This is a genomic window from Flavobacterium sp. NKUCC04_CG (assembly GCF_019345525.1).
In the GTDB taxonomy this organism is placed as follows: Bacteria; Bacteroidota; Bacteroidia; order Flavobacteriales; family Flavobacteriaceae; genus Flavobacterium.
In genome coordinates, this window is the sequence record NZ_JAHKRA010000026.1 from 23,986 (window position 1) to 32,004 (window position 8,019).

General features: G+C 37.6%; 6 protein-coding genes. 3 read left to right on the plus strand and 3 right to left on the minus strand.

Annotated features, from left to right (window positions below; translation table 11 throughout):
• Window positions 1-113 precede the first annotated feature (113 nt).
• Complete coding sequence (locus KO524_RS14645; RefSeq protein WP_219294977.1) at window positions 114-905, minus strand: hypothetical protein; 792 nt, start codon at window positions 903-905, stop codon at window positions 114-116.
• 164 nt (window positions 906-1,069) lie between these two features.
• Window positions 1,070-1,690 carry a recombination mediator RecR gene (recR, locus tag KO524_RS14650; protein WP_219294978.1) on the minus strand — a complete coding sequence of 207 codons (621 nt, stop codon included), beginning with the start codon at window positions 1,688-1,690 and terminating at the stop codon, window positions 1,070-1,072.
• A gap of 100 nt (window positions 1,691-1,790) precedes the next feature.
• On the opposite strand from recR, the gene KO524_RS14655 reads away from it, so the two are divergent.
• Complete coding sequence (locus KO524_RS14655) at window positions 1,791-3,287, plus strand: sodium:solute symporter (RefSeq protein ID WP_219294979.1); 1,497 nt, start codon at window positions 1,791-1,793, stop codon at window positions 3,285-3,287.
• On the opposite strand, the gene KO524_RS14660 is transcribed toward KO524_RS14655, so the two are convergent.
• On the minus strand, window positions 3,284-3,643 hold the full coding sequence (locus tag KO524_RS14660) for a CoA-binding protein (protein ID WP_219294980.1): 360 nt from the start codon (window positions 3,641-3,643) through the stop codon (window positions 3,284-3,286). The two genes, KO524_RS14655 and KO524_RS14660, sit on opposite strands and share 4 nt — an antisense overlap.
• Before the next feature lie 234 nt (window positions 3,644-3,877).
• On the opposite strand from KO524_RS14660, the gene KO524_RS14665 reads away from it, so the two are divergent.
• Window positions 3,878-4,558: an OmpW family protein gene (locus KO524_RS14665; RefSeq protein WP_219294981.1), complete on the plus strand. Its 681-nt coding sequence runs from the start codon at window positions 3,878-3,880 to the stop codon at window positions 4,556-4,558.
• A 191-nt stretch (window positions 4,559-4,749) separates the two neighbouring features.
• Entirely contained in the window at window positions 4,750-6,696 is a 1,947-nt protein-coding gene (locus tag KO524_RS14670) for a heavy metal translocating P-type ATPase (RefSeq protein ID WP_219294982.1), read from the plus strand.
• Window positions 6,697-8,019: the final 1,323 nt, after the last annotated feature.

The following is an 8,019-nucleotide window of genomic DNA, read 5'->3' on the forward strand; positions in this document are numbered from 1 at the left end:
AACGCTAAAAAACCGCTGCAGATTAAAATCTACAGCGGTTCTATTTTATAGCTCTTTTTATCAAATCTAAAATCGTTGAACTGTTTTAAATCCAGTTTTATTCGTCATTTATTTTAATCAACACCTTCAAACCAAGTATTTATAAAACGAACAAAATCTCTTTGCTCTTGCTTTGGGAAATCAGCAAAGAAAGACACTTGGTAACCTCGATCTAATTGGTGCGTCGTAAATTCGTCAAGCATCAAGGGTCTGGAATGTATAATTCCCACCATTTTTTTTGCATCAAACAGCAAGACTATTCTAAAGCCTGGAGAAGGGTCCTCTATAGCATTCTCAAAATTGTAATAGGTTTGAAAGTTTTTATACTCAAAGGCATCCGAACTCAATTCGAAGTTTTTAATAAAAGTTTCCCAATGATTAAATGTTCTGTTGCTTTCCTTCAGCTCTTGAACCAGCCTGTTTTCGATTACCGTTTCTGGCTTGATTTTATCTTTAGCTATAGATCCAAACAGCATTGCAAAAGTATGAGCCCCTTGTCCGGTACTCACTTCATGTGTTTTTAAAACCCTGCCTATGGTATCCCCTGCACTAATCAAATAACGACCTTTTTCCATTGTCGTCAAATCAAACTCCTCTGGTTTTAAATCGGCATACACCATAATCTGAACCTGATTATTCTTTTCTGGGGTCGATTCAATTAAGGTATTATCATATAATTCAAATAGGGCACTTCCATCTGCTTCAGCCAAAACGGTAGCAGTCCCATTTATCCGTTCACTTATAATAGGTGATTCTTGCTGTAATGCTTTCGTTTGCGGCAGTGTTGTTTGACCAACTACGTCTTTAGGTTCTGATTTACAAGCTAAAGTAAGTACTAGTAGAGAATAGAGGTAATATTTCTTCATGATGATTCCAATAATGGGCTTCTGAGTTTCTTAGTGTGTTTTTCACGCGGCCAAATATAATTAAAAATCAGTATTTAATTGTAAACCATCCACATCACCCTAATCTATTCGACATCTTGTGCAAAAATAGTCAATTCAAAAGACCTTAAGACTCGAGAAATAGGCTATACATTTTTAAAAGCACTTTCAAACGGAATTCGATGCATCAAACTACGTCCTAAAGTTACTTCATCTGCATACTCCAACTCATCGCCAACTGCAATACCTCGAGCAATAGTCGAGGTCAATACCTGATATTCCTTCAGTTGTTTGTAAATGTAAAAATTAGTAGTATCCCCATCCATAGTCGAACTCAAAGCAAAAATCACTTCTCTTACTTTTCCCGATTTTACTTTTTCCAAAAGGGTAGCAATATTCAACTGGCTGGGCCCTACACCATCAATCGGTGATATTTTCCCACCCAATACGTGATAAGTTCCTTTATAAAGCTGGGTGTTCTCCAAAGCCATTACATCGCGAATATCCTCAACCACACAAATCGTCGAAGCATCTCTGCTTGGGTTAGCACAAATTTGACAAATTTCCACATCGGATATGGTGTGACATTTTTTACAAAACTTTATATCGTTGCGCATTTGAAGCAATGCTTGAGTCAGGTGAGTCGTTTGATCCGGGGCTTGCTTTAATAAATGCAAAACCAAACGCAAAGCAGTACGCTTTCCAATACCTGGAAGTTGCGACACTTCTTCTACTGCTTTTTCTAATAATTTTGAAGGGAATTCCATCTGGCAAAGATAGTAATTTCTACTTCTTGATCTATTTGCTTTAACAGCGAACTTTGTAAGGCGAAATTACTTATTTTTGATTTTTAATAAACAAAACCCCATGACTCCAATTACCATTATTAGCATTATTGTCATTTATTTCGGTTTCTTGATTTTCATTTCCCATTACATCAGTAACAAGGACAGTAGCAATGATGCATTTTTTATGGCTAATAAAAACTCTAAATGGTATTTAGTAGCATTTGGAATGATTGGAACAGCGCTTTCCGGAGTCACCTTTATATCAGTTCCTGGTGAAGTAGGTGCTCCAAGCGGCGAGCAGTTTAAGTACTTTCAATTTGTTTTGGGTAATGCCTTGGGTTTTATTATTACTGCAGCAGTTTTACTTCCATTATATTATAAATATAACTTAATTTCTATATACACTTATATTGAAAAGCGACTGGGACATTACAGTTATAAATCCGCAGCTACTATTTTCCTTGTAAGCAGAACAATCGGTTCGGCATTTCGACTTTATCTAGTGGTTATTGTATTGCAGCGCTATGTTTTTGACTATTTTGGTGTTCCTTTTTTCGCCACCGTACTTATTGCCTTATTACTAATTTATGCCTATACTTATAAAGGAGGATTAAAAACCATTATTGTAACCGATTCCCTTCAGACTTTTTTCCTAGTATCTTCAGTACTACTTACCATATACTTCATTTGTGATTCATTAGATTTATCACTCTGGCAAGCTTTTGAAACCGTGAAAGAAAGTCAATATTCCAAGATTTTTTTCTTTGAGGATTTCATAGGTAGTCGTTTCCATTTTGTCAAACAAATCATTGGAGGTATGTTTGTAACCATTGCAATGGTCGGTTTAGATCAAGATTTAATGCAAAAGAACCTCAGTTGCAAAAACATCAAAGAAGCGCAAAAAAACATGTACTCCTTTACGGCTATTTTCGTTATCATCAACTTATTCTTTTTAGGAGTAGGTGCCCTATTATACATCTATGCACAACAAAACGGTGTTGAAATCCCTTTAGATGCCGTAACTGGAAAACCTCGAACTGACCTGCTGTTTCCAGAAATAGCCTTCCATCATTTAAGCATTATTCCTTCAATAGTATTCTTACTCGGTCTAACCGCTGCAACCTTTGCTACAACAGATTCGGCTCTAACCGCATTAACCACGTCTTTTTGCATCGATTTCCTAAAAATGGACAAACCCGAACAAGCCAAGAATCCAAAAAATGTAACTTACCGCAAGTTGGTTCATTTTGGATTTTCAACCTTAATGTTGCTGGTGATTCTACTGTTTAATGCTATAAACGACGCATCGGTAGTCAGTATGATATTTAAGATTGCTTCTTACACTTATGGCCCCTTACTCGGTTTGTTTACTTTCAGTATACTCCTAAAAAACAAAACCGTTCGAGATACTTGGGTGCCACTAATATGTATTATCTCGCCTTTGGCTACTTACTTTATCAGTACCAACTCGAGTTATATACTGGGGAATTATGTATTCGACAGCGAATTAATTGTCGTAAATGGATTGATCACCTTTCTTTTACTACTGCTAATCAGCAAAAAGAAAACCGACTAATAACGGTCTTTACTCAGCATAATTAATGTACATGCTTCATCGTATTCGATATTGTTTTTTAATAATAACGAATAGAGAAAAGGATTCTCTGTACCCGGATTAAAGATAACTCGTTTGGGATTTAAACACAATATATAATCATAGAACTCTTCCTGAGACTTCCTGTTAATATACATATTGATGGTATCTATTCCAGTAAACTGCGGTTGAGTATTATGAATATATATTCCAAATACGACTCCCTGTTCCAAACCGATGGCTTCGACTGGATTATTACGATCTAACAACATCGAAATTGCTTTAAAGGAATATCGTTGTGGATCCAAAGATGCCCCTATAACCAATGACTTTTTCATGATTACCCTATTAGTTTCTAATCAAATTTACAAAATATTCTATATTTTTTAATTATTTATTTATAAAATTACTAATAAAATAACGTTAGCAATAAATTCAATCATATTTCATTTGTTTTTTATCAAAATAGTGTTTAAAAAGAAGGTACTCCAAACTCTTAATTTTCCTATGATAAGTATCATTTTAGGGTCTGTTTTTAGCTCGTATTTTTACTGTATAAAACATATTACAACATGAAAAAAATTATTTTTACTTTATTAAGTCTAATGCTTTTCTCTGGAAGCGTGATTGCACAAGAACAAAAGGAGACTACCGATTACAAAAAATGGATGGTACGCGCTCGTGGTGTAGGAGTTATCCCTAATGAGAGTGCAACAATTGGAACCATTGGCGGAGGAATTGATATTTCAAACAATTTTATTCCAGAACTAGACTTTACTTATTTCTTTACTAAAAACATTACTGCTGAGCTGATTTTAGGAACAACAAGACATACCGTAAACACTAAGTCCTCAAACCTTACTGCAGTTGGACTTCCCAACGGTGTTAATGTTGATTTGGGAAGTGTATGGCTTTTGCCTCCTACTTTGATGGCACAATATCACGTATATGCTGGAGATGTTTTTAAACCCTATGTTGGCGCCGGAGTGAATTACACTATATTTCACAGCGAAAAAGCTGGAGACGTGGTACACAATATAAAATACAAAAACAATTTTGGATATGCTTTCCAAATTGGGTTTGACATTGATATTAACGATACGTTTTTTATCAACCTCGATGTGAAAAAAATATTCCTTAAAACAGACGTAACAGTAGATGCTTCTAACTTAGCAGGGGGTCCTTTAGATATTCCTGCTGATGTAACTATAGATCCTTTACTGCTAGGTTTTGGTGTCGGAATGCGTTTCTAATTTTTTTTAAATAGATGTATTTTTTTTTGAAGCCACCCTTATGGGGTGGCTTTTTTTGCTCTGCAACAGCATTGCAAAGTTGTTCGATTTACAGCTCAATATGTTGTAATTGAAAACACAATGCCTAATTTTGTTTAGAACAAGAACAAGTTGCACAGTATATAAGCAATTTGATTATAAATAAAAATATTATGGCAACACATACACAACATAAAAATGATCACGACCACGATCACGACCACAATCACGATGAGTTAGACTTTGGAAATACAGAGCATACAAACGAAACCCCATGGAAAACTTATCTACCGGCTATCATCAGTTTTTTGTTTTTAGCTTCTGGAATTGCGATGGAGCAATTAGAAGTGGCTATTTTTCACAATCCGCTACGTTTAATTTGGTACATCGTCGCCTATCTATATGTTGGGCTACCCGTAAATATTCAAGCCTTTAAACAGATTAAAAGCGGCAATGTGTTTTCGGAATTCTTTTTAATGTCCATTGCTACCTTTGGAGCTTTTGCCATTGGAGAATATTCTGAAGGTGTTGCGGTGATGTTATTCTATTCCGTAGGAGAACTGTTCCAACATGCTTCTGTTGACAAAGCCAAACGGAGTATTAAAGCATTATTGGACGTACGTCCAGATGTAGTGACGGTATTGCGCAATAACAGTACTGCGGTCGTCAGTGCCAAATCCGTAGCAATCGGAGAAATCATCCAAATAAAACCGGGAGAAAAAGTTGGTCTAGACGGCATACTGCTGTCCACTACTGCTTCATTCAATACAGCCGCCCTAACAGGTGAAAGCAAACCCGACACCAAAAAAGCACAGGAAACTGTTTTGGCAGGAATGATTAACCTACAAACCGTCTGTGAAATTCAGGTTAGTGCAAAATTCGAGGATAGCAAACTCTCCAAAATACTAATTCTTATACAAGACGCTACAGCACGAAAATCAAAAACACAACAGTTTATATCAAAATTCGCAAAAGTATATACGCCCATTGTGGTTGTATTGGCTATACTGATTGCCTTTGCTCCTGCCCTATGGACTAATCCTTATGTATTTTCCGATTGGCTGTATCGCGCTCTAGTCTTTTTGGTTATTTCTTGCCCTTGTGCCTTAGTTATTTCAGTTCCTTTGGGATATTTCGGAGGAATCGGTCTTGCTTCTAAAAATGGTATCCTTTTTAAAGGCAGCAATTATCTAGATGTGATGACTCAAATCGACACAGTTGTTATGGATAAAACGGGAACATTAACCAAAGGTGTTTTCGAAGTTCAAAAAGTCAATGCCACACAAACCACTCAAGAAGAACTGTTAGCATATGCCGTTGCTCTAGAACGTCACTCTACTCACCCTATAGCTAGTGCAATCGTAACTTACGCCGATAAAAACAGTATGTTCGAAGCAGCTGAAATCGAAGAGATTCCCGGACACGGTCTAAAAGGACTAGTCAATGGAAAAATCGTTTTAGCCGGAAACAGCAAATTATTGGATAAATACAATGTTGCCTATCCAACAGAAATACATCAAATCGTTGAATCGATTGTTATCCTATCCATTGACCAAGTTTATGCTGGATATATTACCGTTGCAGATGAAATCAAAGAAGATGCATTTGACGCCATTGCAGAACTACATAAAATGGGTATCAAAACCATGATGCTGAGTGGAGATAAAGACAGTATAGTACAACAAGTAGCGAAACAACTAGGTATTGACAATGCTTATGGAAACCTGCTACCTGAAGACAAAGTAAGACATGTTGAAGACTTAAAAATGCAAGGTCATACCTTAGCTTTTACCGGTGATGGAATCAATGACGCTCCTGTTTTAGCCCTTGCAGATGCTGGTATTGCTATGGGGGGCTTGGGTAGTGATGCCGCCATAGAAACTGCCGATATTGTAATTCAAAACGACCAGCCTAGCAAAATACCAACCGCTATCAAAATTGGTAAAAAAACCAGACAAATCGTTTATCAGAATATCGTATTGGCCTTTGCTGTAAAAATTATAGTCTTAACCTTAGGAGCCACTGGAAACGCCACCTTATGGGAAGCAGTATTCGCCGATGTAGGAGTTGCCTTATTGGCCATACTCAATGCGGTCAGAATCCAAAACAGCAAGTTATAATCATGTCACCCCTACGGGGTTCTATAAAAACGATATATCATTATTATAATAATAACAATCCCGTTTTACGCATCATTTTTTATAATCATGTCACCCCTACGGGGTTCTACGAAAATGATATATCATTATGATAACAACAATCCCGTGTGACGCATCATCTACAATCATGTCACCCCTACGGGGTTCTAGGAAAACGATACATTAATATTGTTACAAAAATGCAATTTTATGTATTAGCAAAATCCCTATCGTTTCGTCTGCGACAAAACGATAGGGATTTTTTGTGCCGTGGAGCTGCGCTAGGGTTTTATGTATAATTCCGTATAATAAAACTCCGTACGGGTGACATGATTCTAAGGGCGGATACGCCTATGGGCCTATTCGCTTATAGGCAGAGAACCCCGGAGGGGTGACATAATTATAACAACATAGTTTTACGCATTAGCAAAATCCCTATCGTTTCGTCTGCGACAAAACGATAGGGATTTTTTGTGCCGTGGCGCTGCGTTAGGGTTTTATGTATAATTCCGTATAATAAAACCCCGGAGGGGTGAAATGATTATAAAAGCGGATACGCCTATGTGCCTATTCGCTTATGGGCAGAGAACCCCGTAGGGGTGAAATAATGCTAGACAATAAAATGTTGGTTATGGAAAACCCCGTGGGGGTGACATGATTCTAAGGGCGGATACGCCTATGGGCCTATTCGCTTATGAGCAGAGAACCCCGGAGGGGTGAAAGAATACTAGACAATAAGATGTTGGTTATGGAAAACCCCGTAGGGGTGAAATGATTATAAAGAGCGGATACGCCTACGTGCCTATTCGCTTATAGGCAGAGAACCCCCGTAGAGGTGAAATAATGCTAGACAATAAAATGTTGGTTATGGAAAACCCCGTGGGGGTGAAATGATTATAAAAGCGGATACGCCGATGTGCCTATTCGCTTATAGGCAGAGAACCCCGGAGAGGTGACATAATTATAACAACATAGTTTTACGCATTAGCAAAATCCCTATCATTTCGTCTGCGACAGTACGATAGGGATTTTGTGCCGTGGCGCTGCGCTAGGCTCTTTTATCGTATAATTCCTTAGAATAAAACCCCGTAGGGGTGACATGATTATAGAAAAACGAGGTATCGTTTTCGTAAACCCCGTAGGGGTGAAATGATTATAAACAAAAAACCCCTAGTCTGTGAAGACTAGGGGTTTTTAAAAGAAAGGCGACGAACCGAGGCCAAAGGCCGAACACGTCGCTCCGTTGTAAAACAAAAAACCCCTAGTCTGTGAAGACTAGGGGTTCTTAAAAGAAAGGCGACGACA

Bases quoted from the DNA above. Each gene is read 5' to 3' on its own strand.
- KO524_RS14645 (WP_219294977.1), bottom strand. From the start codon at position 905: ATGAAGAAATATTACCTCTATTCTCTACTAGTACTTACTTTAGCTTGT.
- recR (WP_219294978.1), bottom strand. From the start codon at position 1,690: ATGGAATTCCCTTCAAAATTATTAGAAAAAGCAGTAGAAGAAGTGTCG.
- KO524_RS14655 (WP_219294979.1), top strand. From the start codon at position 1,791: ATGACTCCAATTACCATTATTAGCATTATTGTCATTTATTTCGGTTTC.
- KO524_RS14660 (WP_219294980.1), bottom strand. From the start codon at position 3,643: ATGAAAAAGTCATTGGTTATAGGGGCATCTTTGGATCCACAACGATAT.
- KO524_RS14665 (WP_219294981.1), top strand. From the start codon at position 3,878: ATGAAAAAAATTATTTTTACTTTATTAAGTCTAATGCTTTTCTCTGGA.
- KO524_RS14670 (WP_219294982.1), top strand. From the start codon at position 4,750: ATGGCAACACATACACAACATAAAAATGATCACGACCACGATCACGAC.